Annotated in this window: 23 protein-coding genes and 1 pseudogene; 13 read left to right on the forward strand and 11 right to left on the reverse strand. The window is 58.6% G+C overall.

The annotated features are described in order from the left end of the window. Positions 1–60 precede the first annotated feature (60 nt). The 6 genes from ACYZTX_RS17565 to ACYZTX_RS17590 all read right to left on the reverse strand — a co-directional run bounded on the left by ACYZTX_RS17565 (position 61) and on the right by ACYZTX_RS17590 (position 5,305). A complete protein-coding gene (locus ACYZTX_RS17565; protein ID WP_462035141.1) occupies positions 61–642 on the reverse strand; it encodes a DinB family protein in 582 nt (193 codons plus the stop codon). A gap of 18 nt (positions 643–660) precedes the next feature. Further along, positions 661–1,779 carry a cell division protein ZapE gene (gene zapE / locus ACYZTX_RS17570; RefSeq protein WP_462035142.1) on the reverse strand — a complete coding sequence of 373 codons (1,119 nt, stop codon included), beginning with the start codon at positions 1,777–1,779 and terminating at the stop codon, positions 661–663. 26 nt (positions 1,780–1,805) lie between these two features. After that, positions 1,806–2,147, reverse strand: coding sequence for a nuclear transport factor 2 family protein (locus tag ACYZTX_RS17575; RefSeq protein WP_462035143.1), 342 nt, complete (start codon positions 2,145–2,147; stop codon positions 1,806–1,808). A gap of 52 nt (positions 2,148–2,199) precedes the next feature. Continuing rightward, on the reverse strand, positions 2,200–2,916 hold the full coding sequence (locus tag ACYZTX_RS17580; RefSeq protein WP_462035144.1) for a helix-turn-helix transcriptional regulator: 717 nt from the start codon (positions 2,914–2,916) through the stop codon (positions 2,200–2,202). Positions 2,917–3,240: 324 nt separating this feature from the next. After that, positions 3,241–4,200: an agmatinase gene (gene speB, locus ACYZTX_RS17585; RefSeq protein ID WP_462035145.1), complete on the reverse strand. Its 960-nt coding sequence runs from the start codon at positions 4,198–4,200 to the stop codon at positions 3,241–3,243. A 13-nt stretch (positions 4,201–4,213) separates the two neighbouring features. Beyond that, positions 4,214–5,305, reverse strand: coding sequence for a polyamine ABC transporter substrate-binding protein (locus ACYZTX_RS17590; protein WP_462035146.1), 1,092 nt, complete (start codon positions 5,303–5,305; stop codon positions 4,214–4,216). A gap of 102 nt (positions 5,306–5,407) precedes the next feature. On the opposite strand from ACYZTX_RS17590, the gene ACYZTX_RS17595 reads away from it, so the two are divergent. Both ACYZTX_RS17595 and ACYZTX_RS17600 read left to right on the forward strand, forming a co-directional pair. Beyond that, positions 5,408–6,310, forward strand: coding sequence for a LysR family transcriptional regulator (locus tag ACYZTX_RS17595; RefSeq protein WP_462035147.1), 903 nt, complete (start codon positions 5,408–5,410; stop codon positions 6,308–6,310). Positions 6,311–6,435: 125 nt separating this feature from the next. Next, positions 6,436–6,909 carry an LEA/WHy family protein gene (locus ACYZTX_RS17600; RefSeq protein ID WP_462035148.1) on the forward strand — a complete coding sequence of 158 codons (474 nt, stop codon included), beginning with the start codon at positions 6,436–6,438 and terminating at the stop codon, positions 6,907–6,909. Positions 6,910–7,037: 128 nt separating this feature from the next. Here the strand turns inward: ACYZTX_RS17600 and ACYZTX_RS17605 are convergent, their stop codons facing one another. Beyond that, positions 7,038–7,961 carry a carbon-nitrogen hydrolase family protein gene (locus ACYZTX_RS17605; protein WP_462035149.1) on the reverse strand — a complete coding sequence of 308 codons (924 nt, stop codon included), beginning with the start codon at positions 7,959–7,961 and terminating at the stop codon, positions 7,038–7,040. An 85-nt stretch (positions 7,962–8,046) separates the two neighbouring features. Here ACYZTX_RS17605 and ACYZTX_RS17610 point away from each other — a divergent pair, with 85 nt between their 5' ends. Further along, positions 8,047–8,961: a LysR family transcriptional regulator gene (locus ACYZTX_RS17610; protein ID WP_462037064.1), complete on the forward strand. Its 915-nt coding sequence runs from the start codon at positions 8,047–8,049 to the stop codon at positions 8,959–8,961. A 117-nt stretch (positions 8,962–9,078) separates the two neighbouring features. On the opposite strand, the gene ACYZTX_RS17615 is transcribed toward ACYZTX_RS17610, so the two are convergent. Next, on the reverse strand, positions 9,079–9,330 hold the full coding sequence (locus tag ACYZTX_RS17615; RefSeq protein WP_282379433.1) for a hypothetical protein: 252 nt from the start codon (positions 9,328–9,330) through the stop codon (positions 9,079–9,081). A gap of 165 nt (positions 9,331–9,495) precedes the next feature. Here ACYZTX_RS17615 and ACYZTX_RS17620 point away from each other — a divergent pair, with 165 nt between their 5' ends. Further along, positions 9,496–9,813 carry an ElaB/YgaM/YqjD family protein gene (locus ACYZTX_RS17620; RefSeq protein WP_462035150.1) on the forward strand — a complete coding sequence of 106 codons (318 nt, stop codon included), beginning with the start codon at positions 9,496–9,498 and terminating at the stop codon, positions 9,811–9,813. A 78-nt stretch (positions 9,814–9,891) separates the two neighbouring features. Here ACYZTX_RS17620 and ACYZTX_RS17625 read toward each other — a convergent pair whose 3' ends face one another. Next, a complete protein-coding gene (locus ACYZTX_RS17625) occupies positions 9,892–10,932 on the reverse strand; it encodes an Ldh family oxidoreductase (RefSeq protein ID WP_462035151.1) in 1,041 nt (346 codons plus the stop codon). A gap of 534 nt (positions 10,933–11,466) precedes the next feature. Here ACYZTX_RS17625 and ACYZTX_RS17630 point away from each other — a divergent pair. The 4 genes and pseudogenes from ACYZTX_RS17630 to ACYZTX_RS17645 form a co-directional block, all read left to right on the forward strand. Continuing rightward, positions 11,467–13,998 (forward strand): annotated as a pseudogene (locus ACYZTX_RS17630) (dermonecrotic toxin domain-containing protein); the annotation flags it as partial. A 58-nt stretch (positions 13,999–14,056) separates the two neighbouring features. Further along, positions 14,057–14,440, forward strand: coding sequence for a hypothetical protein (locus tag ACYZTX_RS17635; RefSeq protein WP_462037137.1), 384 nt, complete (start codon positions 14,057–14,059; stop codon positions 14,438–14,440). Positions 14,441–14,612: 172 nt separating this feature from the next. Beyond that, positions 14,613–14,942 carry a hypothetical protein gene (locus ACYZTX_RS17640; RefSeq protein ID WP_462035152.1) on the forward strand — a complete coding sequence of 110 codons (330 nt, stop codon included), beginning with the start codon at positions 14,613–14,615 and terminating at the stop codon, positions 14,940–14,942. Between the two features lie 98 nt (positions 14,943–15,040). Further along, positions 15,041–16,042: a FecR family protein gene (locus ACYZTX_RS17645; protein ID WP_462035153.1), complete on the forward strand. Its 1,002-nt coding sequence runs from the start codon at positions 15,041–15,043 to the stop codon at positions 16,040–16,042. Positions 16,043–16,097: 55 nt separating this feature from the next. Here the strand turns inward: ACYZTX_RS17645 and pvdQ are convergent, their stop codons facing one another. Then, complete coding sequence (pvdQ, locus tag ACYZTX_RS17650; protein ID WP_462035154.1) at positions 16,098–18,443, reverse strand: bifunctional acylase PvdQ; 2,346 nt, start codon at positions 18,441–18,443, stop codon at positions 16,098–16,100. Between the two features lie 244 nt (positions 18,444–18,687). Here pvdQ and ACYZTX_RS17655 point away from each other — a divergent pair, with 244 nt between their 5' ends. Further along, positions 18,688–19,059 (forward strand): fe2+ zn2+ uptake regulation protein, encoded by a 372-nt coding sequence (locus ACYZTX_RS17655; protein WP_462035155.1) that lies wholly within the window; start codon positions 18,688–18,690, stop codon positions 19,057–19,059. Between the two features lie 19 nt (positions 19,060–19,078). On the opposite strand, the gene ACYZTX_RS17660 is transcribed toward ACYZTX_RS17655, so the two are convergent. After that, positions 19,079–19,267 (reverse strand): hypothetical protein, encoded by a 189-nt coding sequence (locus ACYZTX_RS17660; RefSeq protein WP_462035156.1) that lies wholly within the window; start codon positions 19,265–19,267, stop codon positions 19,079–19,081. 156 nt (positions 19,268–19,423) lie between these two features. Between ACYZTX_RS17660 and ACYZTX_RS17665 the strand changes: the two genes are divergently transcribed. The 4 genes from ACYZTX_RS17665 (at position 19,424) to ACYZTX_RS17680 (ending at position 24,610) form a co-directional block, all read left to right on the forward strand. Next, positions 19,424–19,561, forward strand: coding sequence for a hypothetical protein (locus ACYZTX_RS17665; RefSeq protein ID WP_165353291.1), 138 nt, complete (start codon positions 19,424–19,426; stop codon positions 19,559–19,561). Between the two features lie 251 nt (positions 19,562–19,812). Continuing rightward, positions 19,813–21,054 carry an MFS transporter gene (locus ACYZTX_RS17670; protein ID WP_462035157.1) on the forward strand — a complete coding sequence of 414 codons (1,242 nt, stop codon included), beginning with the start codon at positions 19,813–19,815 and terminating at the stop codon, positions 21,052–21,054. Between the two features lie 21 nt (positions 21,055–21,075). Further along, positions 21,076–22,206, forward strand: a complete 1,131-nt coding sequence (locus ACYZTX_RS17675; RefSeq protein ID WP_462035158.1) for a LuxE/PaaK family acyltransferase — start codon at positions 21,076–21,078, stop codon at positions 22,204–22,206. Between the two features lies 1 nt (position 22,207). Further along, complete coding sequence (locus ACYZTX_RS17680; protein WP_462035159.1) at positions 22,208–24,610, forward strand: aldehyde dehydrogenase family protein; 2,403 nt, start codon at positions 22,208–22,210, stop codon at positions 24,608–24,610. Positions 24,611–24,632: the final 22 nt, after the last annotated feature.

Below are 24,632 nucleotides of genomic sequence, written 5' to 3' on the forward strand. Positions count from 1 at the left end.
CCCGCGCTGGAATGCCGAGCGACGATATCGCGAGCGCTGCTTATGCTGCAATCTTTACGCTCAAACGCCCCAGATCAGCGACTCGGTCCACCCCAGTTCGGCAAAATCCTCGGCCCTCAAGCCTGACTCGCCGGCACAGAAAAATTCGTCCAGTTGCGGTGGTTTGACCGGGGTACCGCTGAGCATGGCGTGAACCTGCCCACGATGATGGATCTGGTGCTCGAACAGATGGGAGAGCATACGTACGCGGCTCTCATATTGCGGCGTATCCCGGGCGATGGTCACGATTTTCCCGAGGTCGGCGTCGCGCATTTGCTCGCAGTAGGCGATCAGTCGCCGGTCTGCCAGCGCTTGTTCTCGCTTGAGGTCTACCGCTTGCGTAAACGGCTCGTCCTGGTTGAAAAACACGTAGCAATCGGGATGCGGATCGTCGCCGCGCAACTCCCGCTCCAGCGCATCCACGTAAAACCAGTCGCAGGTCAGGATGTGATTGAGGGTAGTGCGCAGACTTGGGAAGAAGCTGACCCGCGGTGCCGCCAGCTCGGTCGGGCTCAACTGGCTCCAGGCCTTGGCGAGTCGATGATTGGCCCAGGCGTTCTGATAGGCCATGGTCAGCAAATGGTGCGACAGAGGCTGATTCATGTTCGCGGCTCCTTGGGTTCAAGCTTCGGCGAAACGTTGCAGCTGCATTTCCTGTAAACGGCTGAGGGTGCGGCGGAACGGGAATTCCAGATAGCCTTCGGTGTACAACGATTCCATGGGCACCTGCGCTTCGAGGCACAGCGGCACCTTGCGGTCGTAGCACTCGTCCACCAGGGCGATGAAACGCCGTACACCGTCGTCATTCACCGACAATTGCGGCAACTCGCGATCTCCCGCCACCACACGCTCGACGCCATCTTCAGTGCCCCGGGCGATGCGCCCTTCGCGCTTTTGCGCGCTGAGGTTGGGCACGTCACTCAACAGAATAGCGCTGAAGGTGTCGCACAGGGCGATGAAATCCATGGCGGCAAAAGGCTGTTCACAGAGATCGGCGTAACGACTCCAGAGCACGGTTTCACTGGCCTGCACGACATTAAGTGAGCGATAGCCAACCTTGATCGGGTCACTGGACAGCGACTGGCCGACGGTCAGTGCCTTGAACACTTCACCCAGCGCACTGGGCTGTCCCGGTGCGGCCACCCAGTAACGTTGCAAACCAATGCCGGGGTGCAGCCGATGATCTTCACCACCGTCCACCGCAATCACCTGCATGTGTTTCTTGATGGCCTCGATGGCGGGCACGAACCGGTCGCGGTTGAAGCCATCGGCGTACAGTTGATCCGGGGGTTGATTGGAGGTGCAAACCACCACCACGCCCTGCTCGAACATCACCTGAAACAAACGCCCAAGAATGATGGCGTCGCCGATGTCGTTGACGAACAGTTCGTCAAAGCACAGTACCCGCACTTCCTCGCTCAGTTCGCGAGCCAGTGCCTTCAACGGGTCGGCGGTGCCCGTCAGCTGAAACGAACGCTGATGCACCCAACCCATAAAGTGGTGAAAGTGTTGGCGACGGGCCGGGACCTTCAGGCTTTGGTAAAACTGGTCCATCAACCAGGTTTTGCCACGCCCGACCGGCCCCCAGAGGTACACGCCAGTGATCGGCGTGCGCCCTTCATGCAACGCTTCGTAGCATTTTTGCAGCGCCCAGACAGCATGTTCCTGGGCTTCGTCCTGGACGAAACCCTTCTGTTCGATGGCGTGTTGCCAGGCGCTTAAGGGAGAGTCGACATTCATGCGCGGCAGTATGCCACGCGGCTTGGTTAGAGGGAGATGTCTAGCCGGGCGATCTTGCCCTGCTCATTCAGGCGAAACATATAGCGCAACTCCAGAGGGCTGCCAGGAAACGTCCCAGAGATCAGGTTATGCAACAGCACTTTGCCGGTGCGCAGTTGCACGTTGAGCACTTCAACTCGCGGCTGGTAACGCTGGGCGGTGTCTTGCATCCATTGCGCGATGGCCTGGGTGCCGACCTGGTGCTGGCCTTCATCGAACACATTGGCATCCTCAGCGAAAAAACTGGCGACCCGCGAGGTGTCGCGGGCATTGGCCGCTGCAATATAGGCGGCGATGGCGGGTGCCAGTGAAGAGGCTGGATTGGGCATGTTTACGGCTCCTTGTTTATTGATTCTGGAACCATGCTAGAACAAGCTTGTGTCAGTTCTTGTCAGGAGTGAAGCGCCCTGCTTCGTCCAGTTGCATCTGCTTGCGCCAGGTCCGCAACAGGTCACCGCGCCGCCCCGGATAACGCGCGCCCTGCGCACTGGCGGTCGAGATCCGGTCGGTGCGAAAGGTGCGATAGGCGCTGCGCAACTCACACCAGGCGACGATGATTCGCACCTCGTTCAGAAACCCCAGGGCCAGCGGCCAGATCAGCCGCTGACTCGGCACCTGATGAGCGTCCGCGTAGTCGATGTGCAACTTGGCCTGATCGCGGATGGCTTGGCGAAACACAGTCAGTGGCACCGCGTTTGGCGCAAAGCCATAACCCCGCGGGCCCGGCAGGACTGTCGGGTTGCGTAACGCGTCGAGCGCTTCAGGCGCCAATACCGCGGCAATCTTGGCCAGCGCATCCGCCGCGGCCTTGCTCAATACTTCATCCCCGCGCTGATCCACATAGCGCAAGCCCAGCACGATGGCTTCGGTTTCATCGGCGTTGAGCATCAACGGCGGCAGAAACAAACCGCTGCGCAGCACGTAACCAATACCCGCTTCGCCGTAGATCGGCGCACCCAGTGCGGTGAGTTCAGCGATGTCGCGGTACAGCGTACGCTCGGAAATTTCCAATTCGCCGGCAAGCGTCGCCGCGGTCACCGGACGACTTTTGCCGCGCAGCACTTGCAACAAAGTCAGTAAACGAGTAGTACGCGACACGATCGGCAGGCTCTGTCCGGAAAAGTTGTCGGAGCTTAGCAGAGCACCCTGTCAGAAAGTGGCAGTAGCGATGGGCCGGTGGTCGGCCCTTCTCTGAAGCTGGCGGCAATTTCATCGACACCGCCAACGGCTATCAGGCTGGCCAGTCGGAAGCAGGGCTGAAACCCTGGATCTGCCAATCATCCCGGTCGCCTGAAAAAGCATCGTCAGATCGCCGCCCGGACCAAGCCCGCTCCCACAGGTACTGCGCTGTACTTGTGGGAGCGGCGGTGCGGCGATCCGACTTGCCCGCGATGGCGTCGGAGGAGTCACCGCATGTCGGTGTTACCGGTCGACCTTATGTTTAGCCGCATACAAACACAGCATTTCCATCGCCAACGTCGCCGCCGCCAGTGAGGTAATGTCCGCGCTGTCGTAGGCCGGAGCCACTTCCACGACGTCCATCCCCACCAGATTAATCCCGCGCAAGCCGCCCAGGATTTCCAGCGCCTGCACCGTGCTCAAGCCGCCACACACCGGCGTTCCGGTGCCCGGAGCGAAGGCTGGATCGAGGCAATCAATGTCGAACGTCAGGTACACCGGGTGATCGCCGACCCTTGCCCGAATCGCTTCGACAATTGCATCAACACCACGCCGATGCACTTGCCGCGCATCCAGCACTTGAAAGCCCTGGTGATCGTCATTGGTGGTGCGCAAACCGATCTGCACCGAACGCGACGGATCCACCAGCCCTTCCTTCGCCGCATGCCAGAACATCGTGCCGTGATCGACGCGCTTGCCGCCTTCGTCCGGCCAGGTGTCGCTGTGGGCGTCGAAGTGGATCAACGACAGCGGACCATGTTTACGCGCATGAGCCTTGAGTAGCGGATACGTGATGAAGTGATCCCCGCCGAACGTCAGCATCGCGCTACCGGCGTTGAGAATGTGTTCGGCGTGGGCTTCGATGCTTTCCGGCACCGACTGCGGTGTGCCGTAATCGAAGTCGCAATCACCGTAGTCGATGACCGCCAGATGGTCGAACGGGTCGAAGGTCCACGGCCAGTGGCGTTCCCAGGCAATCCCGGTGGACGCGGCACGAATGCCGCGGGGTCCGAAACGCGCTCCGGGGCGGTTGCTGGTGGCGGTGTCGAACGGGACACCGCTGACCGCTACGTCAACGCCGCGCAAGTCGCGACTGTAGCGACGACGCATGAAACTGGTGATACCGGCGTAGGTACTTTCTGCGGCGGTGCCATAGAGGCTGTCGCGGGTCATGGCCTGATCGTTTTGCATCGGGACGTCCATCAGGTATTCCTTTTTAGTGGCGGCTACGGAAAGTGGTCCACACGCGAGTGCGTTGACGCATGTCCTTGAGGCTCATGCTGCGGTCGGCGTACAACCGGTCACGCACGTCAGCCAGTGGGTAGATGTCCGGATCGGTGCGCACGGCCTCATCCACCAGCGGTGTTGCCGCCTGGTTGGCCGTCGCGAAGAACAGTTCGTTGGTCAGTGCCGCGACGGATTCCGGGCGCAACATGAACTCGATGAAGGCACGGGCGGCTTCGGGGTGAGGCGCGTCCTTGGGGATCGCCAGGTTGTCCTGCCAGACCAGCGTGCCCTCCTTCGGAATCCGGTATGCCACTTCAAACGGCTTGTTGGCCTTGCGCGCCTGATCGGCGGCCATGCTGGCATCACCGTTGTAAGTCAACGCCAGGCATACGCTGCCGTTGGCCAGGTCGCTGATCTGCCGACCGGTGGCGACGTACAACACATTCGGTTGCAGCTGGTGCAGCAGCGCTTCGGCGGCTGACAGATCCGCCTTGTCGGTGCTGTAAGGATTTTTACCGAGGTAATGCAGCGCCAGGCCGACCACCTCCTGGGGTGAATCGAGAATGGCAATGCCGCAGTCTTTCAGTTTGCTGGCGTATTCAGGCTTGAACAGCAGATCCAGGCTGTTGAGCGGCACATTCGGCAAACGCTGCTTCACGGCTTCGACGTTCATTCCCAAACCCAGGGTGCCCCAGGTGTAGGGCACGCCATAGCGGTTGCCGGGATCGACGGCGGCGAGTTTTTCCAGCAAATCCGGATCGAGGTTGGCGTAACCCTTGAGGCCTTCGTGGGGAATCTCTTTCAACGCACCGGCTGCCAGTCCGCGGGCCAGCACACTGGAAGACGGCACGACCACGTCATAACCGCTGCCCCCGGTGAGCAACTTGGTTTCGAGTACCTCCGATGAATCGAACGTGTCGTACCGCACATGGATGCCGGTTTCCTGTTCGAAACGCTGCAAGGTTTCGGGAGCGACGTAATCAGCCCAACTGTAGAGGTTGACGACTTTTTCTTCGGCCTGGGCCGATACGGCCATGGCGAGAAACAGCGCGGGTAAACACGGTTTGAACGTGGGAGCCATGACGAAACACCTGACCAGATGAAGTGGATGCAGAATGCGTCGTCGGATACATTGGAAAAATACCAAGTTAGTTATCCTGACTTTATCCGGGAGTAATGTTTAATGCTCGGCCAACTGCATGATCTCGATCTGCAACTGCTGCGCCTGTTCGTCAACGTGGTGGAGTGCGGCGGCTTCAGCGCGGCTCAGGGTGAACTGGGTTTGAGCCAGTCGAGCATCAGCCAGCAAATGGCCAAACTGGAAACCCGGCTCGGCTATCGGCTGTGCAGTCGCGGCAAGGGTGGTTTCAAAATCACGCCCAAGGGCGAACAACTGCTCAACGCGACTCGCAGCCTGTTCGAGTCCATCGAAGCCTTCCGTCATCAATCCAATGGTGTGGCCGGACGCTTGATCGGCGAGGTGCGCCTGGGGCTGTCCGAAGCGCTCGATCAATCCGTGTTGCAACGGGTGGCCGATGCGATCCGGCGCTTTCGTGAGCGGGACGAATCGGTGCGCATCGAGTTGATCAGCGCCATGCCCGGTGAAATGGAACGGTTGCTGCTGCAACAACGACTGGACCTGGCGATCGGCTATTTCTCACAAGTGCAAAGCGCTTTTGACTACCGCGAACTGTTTACCGAAACCCAGCACCTGTATTGCGCCGCCGGACATCCGCTGTTCACCGATGTCGCACCTGACGATCAAGCGCTACGGGATTGTGATCGAGTCGATCACCCTTACCGTTTCCTGCGCAGCGACGAACCCTTCCAGGGGAAGATGTGTTCGGCGCGTTCGGAGCAAGTCGAAGGCACCCTCGCCTTCATTCTTTCCGGTAAACACGTGGGTTATCTACCCAATCACTTTGCCCGTAGCTGGGAAGACAAAAGACTGCTGCGGGCCGTGCGCCTAGAGGACATGAGTTTCGACGTGGCGTTTCATCTGGCCCGGCATCGCGCCCAGGTGCCGGGGGATGCGCAAAAGGCATTTGAAGAGGATTTGCTGGCGGCATTTGCGGCACCCGTTTGATAATGATCGTTCCCACGCTCTGAACTGAACCCGTCTCGCCTGCAGCTGTCGCACCCTTGAACCGCTAGAAAATGCTCGAGGCAGAGCCACTGGTGGTTCGGCCTTTTCGTTAAGAGAGCATGTCCATGCGCAGTGTCCACGCCGTTATCCTTTCCCTTCTTTTGCTCTCCCTGAGCGCCTGTGCCCTGTTCCCCAATCGTGATCCGCTGAACATCAACGTGGTCGGCATCGAACCGCTGCAAAGCCAGGACATGGAAGTGCGTTTTGCCGTGAAAATACGCGTGCAAAATCCCAACGAGACCACCATCAACTACAACGGCGTGGCCCTGGACCTGGAGGTCAATGGCCAACCACTCGCCTCCGGCGTCAGCGATCAAGCGGGCTCGATTGCACGCTTTTCCGAAACCGTGCTGACGGTGCCAGTGAGCGTTTCGGCGTTCTCGGTGCTGCGTCAGACTCTGGGCCTGAGCCAGACACAAATCCTGAACAACCTACCCTACGTGCTGCGAGGCAAACTGGCCGGTGGCTTGTTCGGCACCCTGCGTTTCGTCGACAGTGGCAAACTCAGCTTCCCAACGTCGACGACCGGCACCTGGTAATTGCGACTCCAGCAGCGCAAGACACAAGCGGGCCTGCTCGCGATAGCGGTGGCACATTCAACGCATTAGTTGCCTGAACCACCGCTATCGTCGGATCGCCGCCCGGAGCAAGCTCGCTCCCACAGGGGTTATGCGTTGAAGCGGACACCCGGCTTGGCGCGCTCATCCACCGACAACTCAAACACGTCCGGGCGCGCGTAGTGCCCGACAACGTCGAAGTCGTAACGGGCGCGCACCAGATCGTCAGTGTCGATTTCTGCGGTGAGCAAACCGGCGCCATCGCGCAGCGGTCCCGCCAGGATGTCGCCCATCGGCCCGACGATCACGCTGCCACCGGCTATCAATGGCCGGTCCGCCGGCCAGTTGGCGATCTCCACGCCCAAGGCGTGCGGCGAGTCCTGAACCTGACAGGCGCTGACCACGAAGCAACGTCCTTCATGGGCGATATGGCGCATGCTGACCTGCCACATTTCCCGCTCGTCCACCGTTGGTGCGCACCAGACCTCCACGCCTTTGGCGTACATCGCGGTACGCAGCAGCGGCATCATGTTTTCCCAACACACCACCGCGCCAATCCGCCCGACCTGACTGTCGATCACCGGCAACGTCGAGCCATCGCCTTTGCCCCAAATCAACCGTTCGGTGCCGGTGGGCATCAGTTTGCGGTGCTTGGCGACCAGTCCGGCCTGCGGATCGAAATACAACGCGGTGCAGTGCAAGGTGCTACCGGCGCGTTCGATGACACCGATCACCAGGTTGGCGCCGGTGCGCGCTGCCAATCCGGCCAACGCTTCGGTTTCCGCGCCGGGCACGTCGATCGCATTGGCAAAATACCGGGCAAAGGCTTCACGACCTTCCGGCAGTCGATAACCCAGTTGAGTGCCGAAGCCCTCACCTTTGGGGTAACCGCCGAGCAACGCTTCGGGCATGACCACCAGCGCCGCGCCGGATTCAATAATCGCGCTTTCCCAGGCAAGAATCTGTTCCAGCGTCTCGGCCTTGCCGCCGGGCAAGGCGCCGATTTGCAGTGCAGCAACAATTGACTTGGGCATCGCAGTCACTCCGTAAGCAATGAGGTGTTGCTCATTCTCAGGCGCCACGGGATCATGAATAAAGCCAATTTTGCTGCTGAATGATATAAATCAAATGAATATCGCCGCCGTTGATCTCAACCTGTTGAAAGTCTTCGAAGCGCTGCACGAGGAGTCCAGCGCGAGCCGGGCCGCGTTGCGTCTGGGCGTGACTCAATCAGCGGTCAGCGCCGCACTGCGCAGGCTGCGCGATGTGTATGGCGATCAATTGTTCGTGCGCACCGGCCGAGGCCTCGCGCCCACGCTCAAGGCCAACCAGTTGAAACCGGTGGTCAGCGATGCCCTGAACAAATGCCGGCAGAGCCTGGCGATGGTCGATCCGGCCGCTCACCATTACGACGGGCGCTCGGTGACCGTGGGCATGTCAGATGATTTCGAAATTGCTTATGGGCGCCGGCTGATCGAGGAAATCGCCCGCGTCGCGCCGAAGCTGCGGCTGATCTTCCGTCAGACCCACAGCCAGATCGTCGCCCAGGCGTTGATGGAACGCAGCATCGATCTGGCGATTACCGCGGGCGGATTCGCCGAGCGCTTGCTCAGCCGTCAGGTGCTGGGAGAAGGCGGCTATCTGTGCCTGGCAGACCCGATGAGCCTGGCCGCGGGACAGCACACCATCAGTCTTGAGGAGTTCGTCGCACGCGAGCACATTCTGGTGTCGTCGGGTGGTTTTATCGGGATCACCGATGAGGGGCTGGCGGCGCTGGGGTTGAGTCGGCGGGTATGCGCGTCGACCACACACTTTGCGGCATTGCCGCACTTGCTCAAGGGCAGTCAGGCCGTGGCGACCATTCCGACCCATGCGGCCCAAAGCATTGCGGCGCTCAGCGCACTGGCGCTGCTGCCCTGCCCCCTGGCGTTGCCGCGTTACCCGATCGAACTGGGCTGGCGCACCACTACGCAGCTCGATCCGGTGGTGTTGAAAGTGCGTGAGGCCATTGTCGCGAGTTTCGCGAGCGCGTAGGAGCTGCCGCAGGCTGCGATCTTTTGATCTTCGGCAATTTCGAAACCGCCAAAAGAGCAAAATCAAAAGATCGCAGCCTGCGGCAGCTCCTACGCGGGGGTAGTGTCAGTTAGAAATTTATTTAGCAGCCATCAGGCGATTGATCTCGCTGCGCACCATGTTCGCGAATTCCGGGGGCGACATGCCGTCAAGTTCGGCACGGACCCACTCGGACCATTTGCCTTTGCGCTTGGCGCGCTCACCGAACAACCGTGCGGCCTCGCCCTTGGACTTGCCCAGGTTGCTTTGCCAGAGATCGAACAAACGGGATTTCTCATCTTCAAGCGCAGCGCGCTCGGCAAGGGGTTTGTCGGCCAGATTGAAGCTCATGGGAGTTACCTGCTGCGTAAAATAGGCGACATCTTACACTGTAGGAGGAAATGTCCGACTCAGGATTTTTCTTCAGGCTGGGGTCAACGCAAAAACTCACTGCAACTTTTTCGCTGACGACAGACTCCATTGTTCACTGTCCATTTATCTGCAAGGAGTACCCCAATGGCCCGGAAAACCGCCGCACAAGTCGCCGAAGACCAGATCAAGGATCAAGCCTTCAGCGAGCTTCAGGTTCTGATCGAAGAGTCGGAAAAACTGCTTAACAGCAGTGCCTCGCTCGTCGGTGAGGAAGCGGACACACTTCGTGGGCAAATCGCCCAAAAACTTCAGCAGGCTCGGGACTCCGTCACCAGCGTTCGTGACCGGACCAAACCTGCGGTCGCAGCCACTGAAACCTACATTGGTGGTCATCCGTGGCAAACCGTGGCCATCTCCGCCGGTTTTGGCCTGGTTGTCGGGTTGTTGCTGGGTCGGCGTTGAGCGGTACCGCTTTAATGGGTACTGAGCAAAAGGCGAGCATTGAGCTCGCCTTTTTCATGCCCGGGTTTTAGGCAGACCTCAGAGCCCGGCCAATTCCCGCAAACTCGTCAACGTCTCAGCGTCGAGCTTAATGCCTTCGGCGCTGGCCTTGGCCCGCTGCTGGTGACGTCGATCACCCGGCAAACGCTTGAGCCCCACGCCGTGCATCTGCCGGACCAGTTCCTGGCTGCGCTCGGCGAAATTCTGCCCGGCCGCCTTGCTCGGGTCGATCACGATCAGCAATTGGCCAGTCCATGGCGTCTTGGCCCCCGGATGGTTTGACCAATCGAACTCGAAGGAAAAATTTCCGCCGGTCAACGCCGCCGCCAACAGCTCGACCATCATCGACAGCGCCGAACCTTTATGCCCGCCAAACGGCAACAACGCGCCGCCCTCGAGAATCGCTTTCGGGTCCTGGGTCGGCTGGCCTAGACCGTCCACACCCATGCCTGGCGGCAAACGCTCGCCCTTGCGTGCGGCGATCTGCACATCGCCATGGGCAATGGCGCTGGTCGCCAGGTCGAAGACAATCGGGTCGCCGTCAGCGCGAGGGGCGGCGAACGCAATCGGGTTGGTCCCGAACAACGGGCGATCGGCACCGTGCGGCACCACGCAGGTCATGCTGTTGACCACGCTCAGCGCCACCAGCCCTTCATAAGCGAAGGGCTCGACATCCGGCCACAAGGCTGCGAAATGGTGGGAATTACGAATCGCCAGCACCGCAATGCCGGCACTGCGGGCTTTTTCCACCAGGAGTGCACGGGCGGCCGCGAGCGCTGGCTGGGCAAAACCGTTAGCCGCGTCGACCCGGACAAAACCCGAGGCAACGTCCTCGACCACTGGCACGGCCTGGCCATTGACCCAGCCGCTCTTGAGCGTCGAGACATAACCTGGAATACGAAACACGCCGTGGCTATGGGCGCCATCGCGCTCGGCGCCGGCGCAGTTGAGCGCCAGTGTTTTGGCGACATCGGCGCTAGTGCCGTGACGCTGGAAAATCTGCTCAAGCAAAAGAACGAGCGCGTCGAAATCGAGCGTTTGAGTGTTCGAACTGACGGCCATTTCGGGCGTTGCGGTCATCTGAAGCTCCAGTTTTATTATTGAGTACGGGCAACAGGGTGAAACAAGGTTGCATGGCAACCAAAAACAGTTGTCGATTAAGCGCTGTTTTACCGGCGTCCTGTCAAGTCTCGACAGCGTGTTCGGATCAAGCAATATGTACCGCACTCGAGCCTGTCCGTGGCCGTACTGTTTTTCCTCAATCCAACGGCCGGCGATTACCCGCCGATCGCCGCACATCGAGGAAAAACCATGTTTGCTTCTCCACTGCCGTATTTTTTCGACGAGGCAGAACGCGCATCCAATGCCAAACAGCCCGGTGATCGCGAGAAAGCGCTGACCTTCACGCTTGATGACCTGAGCTGGTTGAAGGGTATTTATCTACCGACCCATGAAGCCCGCATGGCCTCGACCAAGCCCATGCATGTCGAGCGGTTGCTTCTGGGCTCGACGGACATTCCATTGGCCGGTGCGTTCGCCATGAGCCGGCCCAACGATGGAGAAGTCACGCTCTATACACCGTGCAAAGGCCTGGTCAAATTCGCGGGCATCGTCGATCTCAAAAGCAACCTCAAGGAGGGGTTGGCGCAGGAGACCGGAAAACGGGAATTACTGCGCTATCTTTCCATTGAACAACGCAACGCTGTGCAGGCAGCCGCTGTGCCTGAGATTGCTACAACAACCATCGAAGGTGCGGTATTCCAGGACCAGGAGCTCACACTCGAACTCAATCAGACACGCAACATCCAGTCGATGATGGCCGAACTGGTCAAGATGCCGACACTGCAGTCGATGCTGGACGAAAGCCTCAAGATGACGTTGGCCAAGCGATTCCCCAGGCTGGATCAGCGCCAGACAAGGCTGGAAACCTTCATCCGCACGGTTTCCACCTTCGACACCAGCGAGTCCCGGTACACGATGTCCTCGCAGCCACTGAACGACGTCCTCTTGCAGTACTACCTGACCCATCAGTGGCCAACGGGTGATTCCAGGGTCTTTTCCAATCCCGCACACGGCGTGAGCAGCGACGCCGATAACCGGGCATGGGAAAGCGATTATTGGAGAACCGATCGTTGGCCCGGTGTTCGAACAATTGATGGCAGCTATCCTCGACAAGCAACTGCAGAACCTGGCTTACGCCTTGAGCCGCTACCGCGAAAGTGAAGGTTCGCTGGACCCGTATGCATTGCTCGACAAGGCGCTGGATGTCCGGGGACTGATCGATGACCGGCTGTTGGCCGCCGATACCACGGGACGCTGGAGTACACACGTGGACCAGCGCTGGAGTGCACAACCGGCCACCGTTCGCGCCGAATCGGCCAAAGAACAATTGGCACTGCTCTCCACCGTTGAACAGGCGCTTGAACAACGCCTTGAAAACCACCCCGCCATTCCTGCCGCCACCCGAACCATCACCGAGGCGCAACGTATCGTCAGTTCGTCGCTGGAAGGCTTGCAATCGAGTTTCACCCACTCCCTGTCAACGGCATTGCGCAGCGAGCTCAAACTGCAGACCGTTGCCCGCACGCTGGGTGTGACGGAACAGGCGATCATCAAAACGGTGCTCGATACGCCGGTACGCTTACAACGGGGCGCGTTGAGCGGTTTTCTGCCGGACGTATTTTCCCTGGCGTTGAAGGCAGGCGATGCTACGGATCCGTTGAAACTGGCCAGTTGTTTTGTGCTGACTGAACGAGGAGGCCTGGACCCGGTGCATTCGGGCAAGGCCATTTTGTGGACGCCCGCGTTGGGGTTCGAAGCCTTCAAGGCATTGACACTGCTGCTGACCGAACTCGGTCGACGCCTCGCAGACGTCAACCATCGCTCAGCGCTTCTGGAGAACCTTGGCCGTAGCGAGTGATTGCCTGGCAAGACTTACACGTTGGCGCCCCTGCAGCGGGTAGATGGGCATTTTCTTGAGTGTCTACAAAAACCTTATGTGCATCTGGCCCCGTCGTGCCTGACCAACGCGCTGGTGACGAAGCTCTCCACCACGCCGCTGACCCATCTCCTGAATCTCGTGGCGCTGCGTAAGCCGATGACCGGGCTCGACCGTGCGATAGATATTGCGCGGTCACTGACGACTCAACAAAATCTGCCGGCATGGCTGGCCAAAGCATCCATAAACGATCTGATGCTGCATGCCGAGCTGCTTCAGCAATACCTCAATAACGTTAAAGACGACCAGGATTACCTGGCCGGCATACGGTCACTGCAGCGCACGGCACACCATGAACTTGAAAAACAACTCAAGGCAGATTCCTTCAACATCAACCCGGACAAGGTCCAGGTCCAGATCAGAGCCCGCCCCACGTCTGCGTCCAGTGCCCAAACCCTGACTGACTTTGCATTGATCCGGGCGAACATCAGCAGAAAATACTGAGCGGCGCCTTCGCAGACACCCAGGCGAACGCGTACCGCAGGAAGCGGTTTTACACACAATTGCCCTGGCAGTTGATGCATTACGCCCACGTGGAAAAACTGCAGGAGCGTCTGAGCGAGACGGGGTTTGATCTGATCCGGCAAGTCATGGACATGCCAGACGCCATCGCCCGCGCAGCAGTCGACGGTGCCCATGCGATCATCCGCCCACTTGAGTTCCTGGGTATAAAGAGTGCCCAGACGATCAAAGTGCCCGGTGTTTATCTGATCGGCTCGACGGCTGGTCGCTCTGCACCACAGGTGCTTATTGCGCCTCACAGCCCTCGGCATGCGGTGAAAGAATATGAAAATGAAGCACAACTGCTAACAGAACTGACGACCCGCGGACCATTGCTTGACTGGCTACTCCTGAATCTGCCGCAGCCTGATCGGATACTGCTTGAAACCCGGATGGCGCCCCCCCATCACCGCGTTGCCAGAGCCACGCCGGCGAGCACCGGTCATCGCGTCACAGAGACCACACTGGCCTCCAATCCGATCAAGGGGAACCTGTTCAGCCATTTATTCAATGACAACGCCGCGTTGCTGAGCCGATTGCTCGGTTGTCAGTCCGATGACAGAAAACAGGGCGCGTGGGCGACCATCAAACAGGGGTTGGGCGAAGATTTGCACGCGGCATTTTCGTTTTGTATGGGCAAACAAGCCGACGCCGCGCTTCAGCCTCATCAGCCGGTTAAAGAACGCGATAACGGTTTTGGAAAGCATGAATGTTGAAGCACATGGAATGCCACAAATCCGTCGAATTTTTCCGCGCAAGGCTCGTCAGATTGACGAGGCGCTGGATCTGGCAACCACCTATGCCTGGAACAGCTTCCGCAACCTGCAACTGCTCAAGACTTCTGATGGCGCGGTCACGCCCGTGCACCAGCTCATCATGGATTTTATCGGTGTGCCTACCGTGTCGGACGCGCAGGTGGAGAAGCTCGAAAAAGTCGTGGGCGACATTTTTGCGGCCCTGTTGGACCCCACACTCAGAAAGCCGAACTCAAGGCGTTTTGTAGTCGGCAGGCTCGTCGAGCACGCGGAAAATACGTTCGGCTTCACCCTGCCCAACGACGGAAAAAGGAAAAATTTACCTGACAGATAAATTCTTCGCCCCCCATTTCGACCTCTACCGCAAACATCTGTCCGACGCCGCCTTCCCCATCAACACTCATGCCCGGGCGGCAACCCTGATCCATGAGATTTCGCACATTGCCGGCAAAACCGAGGACATTTCTTATCTCGATGCCAGCAGGCCGTTCGTCGACCTGATAGGAATGGCCAGTGTTTCTGCCACGGATCTCAAAAAAGCCTTGAGCGAACTTCAGGACAGTGCACTGTCAATCAAGACGCCTTATACACAGCTGTTCAAAATTCAGAACCCTGATGACGGTGGATGGGAGGACCTGGGCAACACTCTTCATGAAAATACTGATCAGATAAAGGAACTTATGTTGGCCTTGACCGGCGCGGACAACCTGAGTGGAGCCCGTACAACCTTCAAAAAAGATTCCCTGATCAGACTGGCGGTGCAACTCGCTAACGCTGACAGCGTTACCTGGCTGATCACCCATCTGGGGCGCCAATTGCATACCAGTACCCCGTGAGTTTGAAAAATAAGTGCTTGTTTGATTGGTAATTGCCATGACAGTTGTTCTCGCAAACTTCCTCACAAGGTTAGAATGCAGGAAATCAGGATGAGTCAATGACCGACAACCCTCTCTCGCAAGCCCAATATGACGCAATCACCGATGCCGCTGCGCATTGGTGCATGCGTCTGCACGCCATCGATTGCACGGCTGAAGAGCGGCTGGCGTTCGAGCAATGGCACAACGCTCATCCGCTTCACGCGTTCGAGTATGAGGCCATGCTGGAGATCTGGGATGTCGCGGGGGACCTGCCACGTCCCGAAACCGTGATCCCGGCGGCTCGCGCCAAACCTGCAACACCTTGGCGCACCTTCGGTATCGCAGCCGTGGTTTGCGCCATGGCGTTGCCATTGGCGGCCTATAGCGGCTGGAACCTGGGCTGGCTCCCCAATTCGTACCAACATTTCGAGGCGAGCGGTACTGTCCGTCAGGTCACCCTGAGCGATGGCAGTCAGGTGGAACTGAACCTGGGCAGTGAGCTGACGTTCAGCAATTACAAGGACCAGCGCCGGATCACGCTGAAAAAAGGCGAAGCCTTCTTCAGCGTCAGCCACGACACTCGGCACCCCTTCATTGTCAAAGCGGCCGAAGGCAGGATTCGGGTCACCGGAACCAAATTCAATGTCTGGATGTATGAAGATCAGGTACGTGTGAACCTGGTTGAAGGTTCGGTGCTGGTCAGCAGCAATGATGCCCTTGCGAGTGACGGCTTGCGTCTCGAGCCCGCGATGCAGGCGAGCTATAGACGCGGCGACTTCACGCCCCGGATCAATCAGACCTACGACAATGACAATTCACTGGCGTGGCGCAGCGGAAAACTGGTGCTCGATGATCTGGCGCTGGCCGACGCGCTGCCATTGATCAATCGCTACTTGAGCAAACCGGTGATGGTGGCCGACAACAGTACCGGCTCGATTCGTATCGGTGGCATCTACAACATCAAAGAACTCAACAACCTGGTGGCGACCCTGCCCAAGGTATTGCCGGTCTACCTGACCCGCAACAAGGATGGCAATCCGGTCCTCAATTCCATTCCGCAACAAGCCCCGAAAAGCTGAAGGCCGCGACCCTTGCGGGGTGCGGCCTTCATAGTGGGTTCAAGCGCCATCAGCGTTACTGTGCAGCCACCTTCCCGGCTTTTTCATCCTGCTCACGGATTGTCTGAACCTGGTACTGCGGATCGGACGTGATCTGTTGCTCGGCGAACGGCAACACACTCAACTGCTTCCTGGAAAATGCCAGGGTCTGGTCTCTTGAGTACTTCGAGGCCGGGTCACTGGATAGCGAGAAAGCCAGCAGCCCCTGGGCCTGTGGTCCCTTGTCATCGAAGGTCACCACCTGCAAATAGCTGGTACCGCTGACGACTTCGAGTTTACCGTCGGTTCTCGGCACGCTCTGAATGGCGTTATACACCCCCAGAGTGCCAGGTCCACCATGAATCGGCGTCTGTTGGCCACCGCTGCTGACCACCTGAATATCACCCCAGCGACTATCAGCCTTGAGCCCCATCTTGTTGATCTGCACTACCGACGCCAGCATTGCTTCGCGAACCGCCTGTGCGACTTTCGGGCGATCGACCGCCAGGCCATTCGGGGTGTGTTGCGGGTCTTTCGGGTCGAACGCCACACGCCATAGATCAGGTGTTTTCTCTAGCGACTCCATGACATTCTGGAAATGCACAAAGCCCAGACTACTGTCCAGATTTGCACTGCGGTCCCAGGCCTTGAGACTGGCACACAGCGACGTGAGCGTTGGCGCATCGGAACCCAGGGCCGCCGCACAGAACTGCAGCAGGTCCGGCATCACTTGGACCGCCTGATACACCTGGTCGTCCATCACCATGTTCTGCAAATCCACCGCCGCAATAGGGCCGGCCATGTTCAACGTATTCAGGCGATCCAGTGCAAAGCGTGAGCGCAACCCCAATGGCTGACCGTCCTGACTGATCAGGGGCGAGAAACCGCTGAGCGGTTGCGCCGGGTTGGCCATCCAGGCCGAATCGTTGGAGTGCTGCACGAAGTCCTTGCGCAACAGTTGCGGCAATTTGTCTGAGGCATATATCCCTTTTTGCGCAGCCTGCGGGTCGATGTCCCAGGCACACGCGCTGTTGGAGCCGTCGAGGACGATCATCTGCAACCCGGCCCGAGGATCACTGCACTTGGCCAGTTTGTCGGCACTCACGTTCGGCACGACCGAGAGGTTCATGTACAGCGTCTGCCCCTGATCATCCGTCGCCAGGGTGTTGACCCACGGGATCCCCTGGATCTTGTGCACCGACGCCTGCAAGTCCTTGAGGCTGACCGCACGGTTCATCGCATACCATTGCTGCAAGACCCGGTCGTTATCCAGATTGGCGTCGCGCAGGCTGTAGGCAAACTGGTTGTCCCAGTCGAGTTTTCCAGGCCACTGCACGATCGGGCCGAACTGCGAACTGTAGACCCCATGAGAAACCGCTTTGGTCTGGCCATCCGGTTGTTTCACATTCACTGTCAGGGTCTGTTTCTTCATGGGCAATGACTTGCCGTCGAGCAGATAGCGGGTCGGATCCTTGGGATCGAGTTGCAGGCGATACAAGGTGAAATGCTTGGACGAATCCACAGTGTGGGTCCATGCCAGGTGCTGGTTGAAACCGATATTGATCATTGGCAGCCCCGGCAGCGCCGCGCCCATGACGTCCAGCTTGCCGGGAATGGTCAGGTGCATTTGATAGAAACGCATGCCGCCTACCCAAGGGAAGTGCGGATTGGCCAGCAACATGCCGCGGCCGTTGAAAGAGCGCTCACTGCCGACTGCCACGGCATTGCTGCCGCGATCCAGGGCAAATCGCTGCATGCGCGAGGCGGCCACCTGGAACGCCACGGGGTCGCCAGCCACTTGAGCAACGGCCTTGGGTGGCGTCGCGCCGGCCAAGGCCTCGGCAAACTGCCCTACTCCGCCCTCGACCAGCAGACGCCGCGTCAACTTGACCAAGTCCTGGGCGGTAATCTCGCGCACCCAGTCGCCCTGACACTGCTGCGGCAAACCCTGCGCCCGACGTTCTGTCAGCGAACGGTTATAGCCCGCCACATAACCTTCGATGAGATCACGTACTGGCGGGGTTTGCGCCTGCCAGAAAGCAGAGACGGCCTGCGGAGTGTTCAGCCAATTGAAGAACAGATCGCTGACCAGGTTTTCGCGCTCTTCGACCGTGAACTGATCCGGGCCGAAATACCGTGAACGTTCACCGTTTACGGTGGTGATCTCATTGGCCAGCAGGCACAGGTTGTCCTGAGCGTAGGCGTAACCAATGCCATAACCGAGCCCGCGCTCATTGTCGGCACGGATATGTGGCACGCCGAAACTGGTTCGGCGAATGTCGGCGCTCGCCTGCTCTGGTTGACTGCGTGCGTTTGCCGCAAGACTCAAGCCCAGAAACATACCCGCAAGGCTCAACCTGGTTAACTGCCTGGAAATAATCACGCTCGCTCCTGATCGAAAAGACAAACACCCTGCGTCATACACGCACTGCGCCTTCCCCTAGGAACGAAACAAATGACAAAAATTTAGGCCCTGAAAGGCGCTTTCCACGGCCATCTCACAGGCTGCTGACGTGATGGTGACAAAATTTCTACATTCGGGGCTTCATTATTTGCCCTGCTCATCCGTCTTATTGAATGAGAGCACCCATCACATTTCCTGGCCGGCTCGGAAAAGGAGTTTTTGCATGTACAACTCGCAACTGCCAACGGACGGTAGCAATGCGCCAAAGGGCTCTGCCCTGAGCTCTGGAGTTTTCAGTCAACGCAGCGAGCGCAATGGCAACGAACGGATCAGGTCACTGCTCAAAAGCTTTGGTCTGCGCACCAGCCTGATCCGCCTCAAAGTCATCGACGCCCTGCTGACTGCCGCCGAAAGCGACCGTAGCCTTGGCGTGCGCGGCGTGCACAGTCACTTGCTGGACCTCGATATTCCCCTGTCCTTTCTCAGTGTGCGGGAAGTGTTGAAACGCTTGTGCAGCGAGGGCGTGATCACGCTCAATCCGGACAAAAGCTACAGCCTGCATCCGCACGCCGCAGCCATACTCCAACGCGAGTAATCAGCTCAAGGGGCGTCGCTCAGGTTTTGACCTTGCGACGCATCACGCCATTGATCACCACCACGATGACCGCCACACCGATGGCGATGTACTGAAACAGCTTCTCGCTGATGACGCCTGCGTTTTGCAGATACGAAAGGCCGAACATGGTCCCCAACACCACGAGGGAGATCAGAATCGAGTATTTCAAACGTTGCGACTGAGTCATTGCGAGTTCCTGTACCTGAAAAATGTATCCGGTTTGTATCAGAACACATGCCAAGCCCCTACCGTTCTCCGGGGATGGGACGCTACAAACGGGGTCTCATGTTACAGCCGATGAAGAGTTTTGGCTTCATGCGGCGATAACCATGAGGATTTTGAAATGTTCCGTCGAATCACACTGCTGATTCCGCTGCTTGCCATACTTTCCCTGAGCGGCTGCATCATTTTCCCCCACGGCGGCTGGCACGGCGGTCATCATTACGACCGTGGCGGGCCGGGTTATTACCAGCATCGATAACGTGAATAACTGAACTATCATTCGTAAGATAAATACCCTATCCAATAACTGTTGAGTAAATGCCCGCTCTGTTGCGGGCATTTTTCGTACGTGCACATTCACTTCTTCCTACCCATCGAATGTCGAAACATAGCGAAAACAATTGAAACGTTGAGTCTCAATAGTTCATTGGAGCTATTCATATTCGATGATTATTCTCGGTCCATCGCAACAAACCCGCTATCAAACTTCGAGTAGAGAACAGGGATGCCATGCACAAGCCTTTAATCAATATCAGTCCCCACCATTTATTGGGCTTTTGCCTTGCAATCACTTTTTTCGAACTTCTGACTTATATGGCCAGCGACATGATCATGCCGGCCATGTTGACTGTTACCCGAGAATTGGATGCCAGCCCCAGCCATGTTCCCTACGCCTTCAATCTGTATTTGGCGGGAGGCATTCTTCTGCAATGGCTTATCGGACCACTGTCTGATCACTTCGGTCGCCGCCGGATGTTGCTCATCGGTTGTGCGGTATTCGCCTTGGCCTGTGCCGCAGCGTTCAACGTGCAAAGCATTTATGCATTCAACGGCTTGCGACTGATTCAGGGCATGGGATTGGGTTTTGTCATTGCGGTCAGCTATCCAGCCCTGCAAGAAGTTTTCTGCGAAGCCGACGCGGTAAAAATCATGGCACTGTTGGGGAACGTTGCATTGCTCTCGCCGCTTTTGGGGCCGTTGCTCGGAAGTCTGCTGCTGGAATGGCTGTCCTGGCGGGAGCTGTTTTTACTGCTGGGTTTGGGCGGCGTGATGGTCTGGCTTGGGCTTTACCTGTTCATGCCGGAAACCGTGGGCACCCTGCGCCACGACGGTCAGCGACTGAAAGCCGTGCGTTTTGAATGGCGCAGCACCGTGTGCCGCTATCTGGCGTTACTGGCTAACCCGCGATTCCTGAGTGCAACTGTCGCGCTGGGCGTGATGAGCCTGCCGTTGATTGCGTGGATCGGGCTGGCGCCGCTCTTGCTGATTCAGAACCAGGGACTTTCATCTCTGCAGTATGGCCTGTGGCAAATCCCGGTGTTTGCGGCGGTCATTATCGGCAACCTGATACTCAACCGCCTCATTGCCCACACTGAATTACCACAATTGATTCGATACGCGCTTTGGCCGTTTTGCGGCGGGCTCTTCGCGCTCGTCGTCGTCAGCTTCTACGGCGCTTCGACAGTTGTGCTGATCAGCTGCCTGGCGCTTTACGCCGTTGGGCTAGGCATGAGCAATGCCGCGCTGTACCGGCTTGCGCTGTATGCAAGCGACGACAGCAAAGGCTTGGTCTCGGCGATGATCGGCATGATGTCGATCGCCGTCATGGGCGGCGGCGGCTCGATTATCGCTGCGGCCGGCGCCGGTAATAGTCACGAATCCTTTGCCCTGATGGCGGGTATTGCAGGGCTTTTGTGCCTGGCACCCCTACGCCTGTTTCTGCGGCGTTCTCACATCGCGGTTGTCGTCTGACACCACAACGTAGGTCTTCTGATGATCCATTTACCCCACACCGATGCGCTCTGCGCGTTAACGCAACCCTATTGCCTGGATTCCGTGCCGGAAGGTCTGTTCGATCAGGCGATGGGGGAAATCAGCCTGTTTCATTGTCACCACACGCCTGGTTACGAACGCTGGCTACACGCCAACGGGCTAGAAGCCCGGGACCTTGAAACACTGGATGACTGGTCAAGACTGCCGCCGATCTTCGCCAACTATTTCAAACGTCACCTGTTGTTCAGTCCCACCGGTGAAGGCGCGCTGGAGCTGACATCGTCGGGTACCAGCGGCCAGAAGAGTCGCATGCGCTATGACCCTCGCAGCATGGCGGCGGCCCAAGGCATGGTGAGCCACATTTTCCGCCACTACGGCTGGGATACCCCGGACAGCCCCTGCAATTACTTGCTCCTGAGCTACGAACCCGAGGCCGCCAATACCTTGGGCACCGCTTACACCGACCAGTTTCTCTGCAGCTATGCACCCGTCAACCGAGTTGTCTACGGATTGCGCCTGACCCGTAAAGGTCACACGTTTGACCTGTTTGGTGTTATTCGCGCCTTGCAGGAGTTTGCCGACGAAGGCTTACCCGTTCGAATTCTCGGATTTCCAGCGTTCCTTTCGCATGCGCTACAGCACATGGAAGACACCACTGCGCCGAATCTCAAGCTATCCGCCCAGTCACTGGTGTTTCTGGGTGGCGGCTGGAAAACCCAGGCAGCGCAGGAGACTCCCCTGCTTGAGTTGTATGGTCGAATCAACCGGCAATTGGGTATCGACCTGTCCCGTTGCCGGGATGGCTACGGTGCCGTCGAGCATGCCGTGCCCTATATCCAATGTGCCCACCATCATTTTCATGCCCCCATTTACTCGAAGGTTTTCGTGCGCAACCCATCCGATTTCACGGTCCAGCCATACGGTCAGCGCGGCTTGCTGGAATTCGTCTCCCCGTACATTTCGTCAAGCCCGGCGCATGCCGTGGTCATGGGCGATCTGGCGACATTGCACCCCGGCGCACGTTGCGGATGTGGCCTGACGACTGATTGGTTCGAGCTGCACGGACGTGCTGGCACCACCGCCAGTCGCAGCTGTGCCATGGCGGCTTCTGAACTGCTGGGAGGGGCTTGATATGTACCTCATCAATGGCCAACTGCGTGACGACGTTACCCTGGAAAGCGCCCTCGACTGCCTTCAGAAACAATTGCCCGGGTTGCTTTCTGCACCGATTGACAGCGAGACCGTCATCAAGGCCGCAGCGCGCTTCGCCACGCAATTACAGGCTCGCAGATTGAACCTGTCTCTCGAAGACGATCACTGTCAGGGACTTATTGATTTCTGCCAGCCCAGCAACTTGGGCAGGAAGCTTGAGCGCGAACTGGGTTCGCAACCCCGCTCGCTGAGGCGTATCGACTACCAGCAGTCACGTTTTGAAAGCTGGCAGCCGTTGGGGTTGGTGGTACATGTGACGCCAGGTAATGCACCGATGCTGGCGTTCTGCGCGGTTCTCGAAAGCCTGCTGGCCGGCAATATAAACTGGCTACGCCCCAGCGCCAGCGATGCGGGTTTGACCGTGCAGTTGCTGGCTGCCTTTGTGAAGTGCGACGCCAGCGGCAAGCTTGCCGAATTCGTCGCGGTGCTGCCCGTGGGCACTTCCCGGATAGCTGAACTCTGCGCTCAGGCCGATGGCGTGTCAGCCTGGGGTGGTGAAAAGGCACTCAAAGCGATTCGTCAGCAGATCCCCGCCGGTTGTCGCTGGATCGACTGGGGGCACAGGATCAGTTTCGCTTACCTGTCGCCTGACGCGGCCAACCCTTCGACGCTGGATGCGTTGGTGGATGAGGTGTGCAGTCTGGATCAGCAAGCGTGTTCCAGCCCGCAATGGGTGCTGGTGGACAGCAACGACCCGGCCATCCTGCAGGACCTGGGAGAGCGTTTGAGCGAAGCCTTCAAGCGTCGCGCGTCGTATTGGCCGGCGCTGGTGCCCACGGACCAGGAGGCTTGCGAGATCACCACCCGCACGGCCATGGCGCAACTGGATTATTGTTTTGCGAACCAGACCGGCCAGGTCTGGGCCGGCCACGGATGGCGGATCATCTGGGAACATCATCAGACGCTCGCACCGTCGCCACTGTTTCGTACGGTGCTGCTCAAGCCCGTGCCGCAACACTTGATCGCCGAGACGCTGTTGCCCTGGCGCACGGTCCTGCAAAGCTGCGCGCTGATTTGCCCCCCGACGGAGACGCCAGGACTTGTTCGAAACCTGGTCAATGCTGGCGTCACCCGTATTGCGCCTTGCGCGGGGATTCACGACGGCTACGCCGGTGAGCCCCATGATGGCGTCTACGCGCTGACGCGTCTGAGTCGCCGTCTCTCGGTGAATCTGGCACCTGATGTGCTGAGGGGCCGTGCAACGCTCGACCCGGTCCCGCCCGCACCTGATACCGCCCATGAGCCGATCATGGACAAAAATGCCTTCACAACCCAGCCGATGGGCGCCGCGGCGCAATTGTATTTCCGCTCTGGCGGAAGCAGCGGCACTCCAGCCCTCGCCGGTTTCAGCTATCGCGACTTTCAACGGCAGATGCGCGCAGCGGCCGACGGCATGTTCGCCGCCGGGCTCGATCCTTCACAGGACCGGGTCATGAACCTGTTTTACGGCGGCAGCCTGTACGGAGGGTTCCTCAGTTTTACCAAAATACTGGAACAGATGGGCGTCACACATTTCCCCATGGGTGCGCCCCATGACGATGACTTCAGCGAAATCGCCCAACTGATCATCGACCAGCGTGTCACCGTGGTGATTGGCATGCCGAGCACCTTGCATCGCCTGTTTTTCAACGAGCAGGCCCGGCTCCGCGCGTACGCAGGTATCGGCAAAGTGTTCCTCGGCGGCGAGCATCCGGGCCAAGCCAGCCTTGGCCTGATGGAAAGCTGCGGAGTCTCGATGATCCGCTCGGCGATCTATGGTTCCGTCGACGCCGGCCCCTTGGGGCATGCGTGCGCAGGCACCGCGAACGGGGTGTTTCACTTGATGTGCGATACCCAGCATCTGGAAATCGTGCAGATCGAACAGGATGAACCTGTTCAGGCCAATGAGGTCGGGCGCCTGCTGTTTACTTCGCGAGCACGGCAAGGCCAAACCGTGCGCCGGTATGACGTTGGAGACACCGGTCGCTGGATACCCGGAGCCTGTCCGTGCGGGCTGGACTCACCCCGATTCGAACTGCTCCAGCGTCACGGCAAGCTGATACGAATGGGCACGGAGTTCATTTCGCCTTCGGCTCTGCAGGAGAGCGTCGGCGCCCCCCTGCAGATTGTTCTGGACCACGCTCCTGATGGCGTCGAGCGGCTGACCGTTCTAACGGATGCAGACGCTGATCAGGTTCGCACCGTTCTGCTGAACCATGAAGCGCTGGCAAATGCCGTAAATGCCAAACTGTTAACCGTCGACGTTCAAGTGTGCCCGGAGCAAGCGTTCACTCGAAACAAACACAGCGGCAAAACACCTTTGGTTATCGATAAAAGAACATAAAAATATCGCTAACTACCCACAG

Source organism: Pseudomonas sp. MDT1-17, from assembly GCF_054898105.1.

What these genes read in the sequence shown, in the direction of transcription:
- ACYZTX_RS17625 (WP_462035151.1), bottom strand. Translation starts at nt 10,932, where the DNA reads ATGACCGCAACGCCCGAAATGGCCGTCAGTTCGAACACTCAAACGCTC.
- ACYZTX_RS17670 (WP_462035157.1), top strand. Translation starts at nt 19,813, where the DNA reads ATGCACAAGCCTTTAATCAATATCAGTCCCCACCATTTATTGGGCTTT.
- ACYZTX_RS17675 (WP_462035158.1), top strand. Translation starts at nt 21,076, where the DNA reads ATGATCCATTTACCCCACACCGATGCGCTCTGCGCGTTAACGCAACCC.
- ACYZTX_RS17660 (WP_462035156.1), bottom strand. Translation starts at nt 19,267, where the DNA reads ATGACTCAGTCGCAACGTTTGAAATACTCGATTCTGATCTCCCTCGTG.
- ACYZTX_RS17680 (WP_462035159.1), top strand. Translation starts at nt 22,208, where the DNA reads ATGTACCTCATCAATGGCCAACTGCGTGACGACGTTACCCTGGAAAGC.
- ACYZTX_RS17640 (WP_462035152.1), top strand. Translation starts at nt 14,613, where the DNA reads ATGGCCAGTGTTTCTGCCACGGATCTCAAAAAAGCCTTGAGCGAACTT.
- ACYZTX_RS17595 (WP_462035147.1), top strand. Translation starts at nt 5,408, where the DNA reads ATGCTCGGCCAACTGCATGATCTCGATCTGCAACTGCTGCGCCTGTTC.
- ACYZTX_RS17665 (WP_165353291.1), top strand. Translation starts at nt 19,424, where the DNA reads ATGTTCCGTCGAATCACACTGCTGATTCCGCTGCTTGCCATACTTTCC.
- ACYZTX_RS17575 (WP_462035143.1), bottom strand. Translation starts at nt 2,147, where the DNA reads ATGCCCAATCCAGCCTCTTCACTGGCACCCGCCATCGCCGCCTATATT.
- ACYZTX_RS17565 (WP_462035141.1), bottom strand. Translation starts at nt 642, where the DNA reads ATGAATCAGCCTCTGTCGCACCATTTGCTGACCATGGCCTATCAGAAC.
- ACYZTX_RS17590 (WP_462035146.1), bottom strand. Translation starts at nt 5,305, where the DNA reads ATGGCTCCCACGTTCAAACCGTGTTTACCCGCGCTGTTTCTCGCCATG.
- ACYZTX_RS17620 (WP_462035150.1), top strand. Translation starts at nt 9,496, where the DNA reads ATGGCCCGGAAAACCGCCGCACAAGTCGCCGAAGACCAGATCAAGGAT.
- ACYZTX_RS17605 (WP_462035149.1), bottom strand. Translation starts at nt 7,961, where the DNA reads ATGCCCAAGTCAATTGTTGCTGCACTGCAAATCGGCGCCTTGCCCGGC.
- zapE (WP_462035142.1), bottom strand. Translation starts at nt 1,779, where the DNA reads ATGAATGTCGACTCTCCCTTAAGCGCCTGGCAACACGCCATCGAACAG.
- ACYZTX_RS17645 (WP_462035153.1), top strand. Translation starts at nt 15,041, where the DNA reads ATGACCGACAACCCTCTCTCGCAAGCCCAATATGACGCAATCACCGAT.
- ACYZTX_RS17600 (WP_462035148.1), top strand. Translation starts at nt 6,436, where the DNA reads ATGCGCAGTGTCCACGCCGTTATCCTTTCCCTTCTTTTGCTCTCCCTG.
- ACYZTX_RS17615 (WP_282379433.1), bottom strand. Translation starts at nt 9,330, where the DNA reads ATGAGCTTCAATCTGGCCGACAAACCCCTTGCCGAGCGCGCTGCGCTT.
- ACYZTX_RS17655 (WP_462035155.1), top strand. Translation starts at nt 18,688, where the DNA reads ATGTACAACTCGCAACTGCCAACGGACGGTAGCAATGCGCCAAAGGGC.
- ACYZTX_RS17635 (WP_462037137.1), top strand. Translation starts at nt 14,057, where the DNA reads ATGAATGTTGAAGCACATGGAATGCCACAAATCCGTCGAATTTTTCCG.
- speB (WP_462035145.1), bottom strand. Translation starts at nt 4,200, where the DNA reads ATGGACGTCCCGATGCAAAACGATCAGGCCATGACCCGCGACAGCCTC.